Source organism: uncultured Tateyamaria sp. (assembly GCF_947504105.1).
GTDB lineage: Bacteria > Pseudomonadota > Alphaproteobacteria > Rhodobacterales > Rhodobacteraceae > Tateyamaria.
This window is the reverse complement of record NZ_CANNGP010000108.1, coordinates 1-2,651: the sequence shown is the minus strand read 5'-3', so window position 1 is coordinate 2,651 and position 2,651 is coordinate 1. Positions and strand designations below refer to the sequence as shown.

3 protein-coding genes are annotated in these 2,651 nt (G+C 52.6%); 2 read left to right on the top strand and 1 reads right to left on the bottom strand.

Annotation, left to right across the window (positions count from 1 at the left end; genetic code table 11):
* Together Q1A75_RS23605 and Q1A75_RS23600 are read left to right on the top strand one after the other, a co-directional pair.
* Positions 1–834: IS5 family transposase (locus tag Q1A75_RS23605; RefSeq protein ID WP_299641482.1), on the top strand; the 834-nt coding region annotated here is incomplete at its 5' end.
* Positions 835–924: 90 nt separating this feature from the next.
* Positions 925–2,094, top strand: coding sequence for a hypothetical protein (locus Q1A75_RS23600; protein ID WP_299593379.1), 1,170 nt, complete (start codon positions 925–927; stop codon positions 2,092–2,094).
* A gap of 109 nt (positions 2,095–2,203) precedes the next feature.
* Here Q1A75_RS23600 and Q1A75_RS23595 read toward each other — a convergent pair whose 3' ends face one another.
* Positions 2,204–2,347: a hypothetical protein gene (locus Q1A75_RS23595; protein ID WP_299593382.1), complete on the bottom strand. Its 144-nt coding sequence runs from the start codon at positions 2,345–2,347 to the stop codon at positions 2,204–2,206.
* Positions 2,348–2,651 lie beyond the last annotated feature (304 nt).

The following is a 2,651-nucleotide window of genomic DNA, read 5'->3' as shown; positions in this document are numbered from 1 at the left end:
AGTCTGCGGCGTCGAGGCGATGTGACGATCTGGGTTTCTGATGATGTAGTGAAGAAGTGGGCTTCGCCGCGCCGCAAGACGCGCGGTGGTCAGTCGCGTTACTCCGATCTGGCAATTGAGATCTGTCTCACTCTGAGGGTCGTGTTTCGACTCCCGCTCAGGCAAACTCAGGGCTTCGTGCGGTCGATTGCCGGGCTGATGGGCATGGACCTCGTGGTACCGGATTACTCGACTTTGTCGCGGCGCGGTAAGGGGTTGAAGATCACCCCAAACCGGAGCGTTTCAGACAAGTCTATCACCCTCATCCTAGACAGCACGGGACTGAAAGTGCATGGCGGCAACGGCTGGCATGAAGAAAAACACGGCACCAAGAAAGCCCGCAAAACATGGCGTAAGCTCCACATCGGACTCGACCCGGAAACTGGCGATGTCGTTGCCTCGAAAGAGTTTCGGCGGAAGTCCGATCTGTTGACTTCGGTTGTCGGTGTCGGCCCGAAGACAGCAGCGGCCTGTCTTGCCTATGTTCCTGAACTCGGTTCACTGACAAAAGGCCAGGCAGCAGCGATTGTCGGTCTTGCACCGCACGCCCAGGATTCCGGTACGTTGAAGGGTCATCGCCGTATCTCAGGCGGAAGGCGAGAGGTTAGGGCAAGCCTTTACATGGCCGCGCTTTCAGCGCTTCGTTATGACCCAATGATGCAAGCATTTGCGCGGCGTCTTCGTGAGCGCGGCAAACCCGCCAAGGTCGCGATTACGGCCATCATGCGCAAGCTCATCGTCATCATGAACGCAGTGCTGAAGACGGGCGAACCGGCGAGAGCTTCTGTATCATAAATGCCTGCTCAGGCCGGCATAAGTATTGTAAATGCGAACTTAACCGGTGGATGCCTCATGGTTTCTCCTAAATCAAACAGGGACACATCCATGCGCGCGCCAGAAGTCAAATCAACTGCTCCATCGCCAGTCCAGCAGATCACCCACGATGCACCACGGGTTAAAAAGTTCCGAGCCGATCTTGCACCGAGCGAAGCAGCATCTCCAAAATCTCAGGACGGCGGAAGGCAGCAGAGGGCGATGTTTGCCGATGCAACTGAGCGTCACCAAGGAAACCGCAATCTAAACACTGAGCTTACAGAAAACGGTTCTAAGCAGATCTCTGCAAATTCACTCATGTCGAGAACTGCTGAAAAGCTTGAGATCAGCCTGCCTGCAGAGCGCGTTGACCGTGGATGGAAGGCAAAAGTTGCATCCAGAGAAAACGGTCAAGGAACGCAAAACCTCGCCGCAGTCCGTTCCGATGAGACTGGAAAATGGAAACTCATGCCGGACAAAATGCAGGCGGCGGGGAATAGGAATAACGTAGGCCAGTCGAATCACATTAAATCGAGTTCAAACCGGGAGACCGGTAGAAGTAGCTCTGCCACAGCGATCAGTTTTGACAGCCTCAATGCCGATCTGGATGCGTTAACGCCTTCCAATCGCGAAAAGATGGCCAGGGAAGTGGTTGAAGATGGTGTGGCCTTCATCAAGCTTTCCCAAGCAGCACGGAAAGAAATGCTAAATGCAGCGGTTAATCATCCCAATGGTAATGATAGTGTGGGAAGTGCAGCCCACTGCATCCCTAGTGGTGAAACATCCAAGAAATTAACCGACCTTGCCAATGCAGTTTTTCAAAGCGTTCACAGTCAATATGGCTTTCCAAAAGTCGAACTAGAGCCATTCACACTCGACATTAAGACGTGGGGTGGGCGGGCCTCCGAAAACTGGCATCAGGACAAGGAAATTTATCCGATCATTATGGGTGTTACCCTATCTACTGGAGAAAACGGTGCGCCAATGGAATACATATCACGCAACAACATGAAACACTTTGAACAACCGGAATTGGGCCCAGGATTTAAAGGCAGGTTTAAGCCAAAGGCCAGCTTTGACGCCAACCGTCACGTGGATCGAGTACCCGAAGGACATTTGGCAATTTTTGTTTCGAAAAAGCGTAACCAGACGGAACCTACAATTGGATTACTTCATAAGTCTCCCGATGATTCACAAGGACGAACGATAGGACTTTTTAGGTTCGCGCCCAAAAATCAGTAAGTCGTTGTATAAGCCTGCACGGTAGATATTTTTCGAAGATGAAGCCAAAAAAGGTACGCGAAGGGGCCTGAGGTTCATGATGGAAATGTCCTGTGTTCAATGATGGAAATTACTTGTCAGCGCACAGCTCGTCGATGATCAGACCGACAATGCTAGCGTAAGCCATATCGCCGTCCGGCCGCTCTTGGCGGGCCAGGGACTTCGCGATGTCGGATGGGGAATGGCCATGCTGCAAGAGAAGTGAAATCAGCACGCAATCATCCTGCATCTGAAATTCCAGCTGTGATCCCGATCGGAAACCGGCGGAGTAGAAAACCTCGCGGGCGCGTGTGTGTTCGTCTGGATCATACCCTATCGAGAGGTGGATTGTGTGTAAGCGGTTTCGTCTTTAGCTCTTCGGCTTGTTCGAAAACATGCCAAGCAGCCCACAGGTCGGCGAGGTCTGGAGAATGATCATAAACTTCAGGTTTCATGACATACGTGCCCGTCCGTTGAACTCGGCCTGTTTGGCCAGGGCGGTGTCTGTTACGCTGCTTGGGCAGCGTAACGCCAGGGGA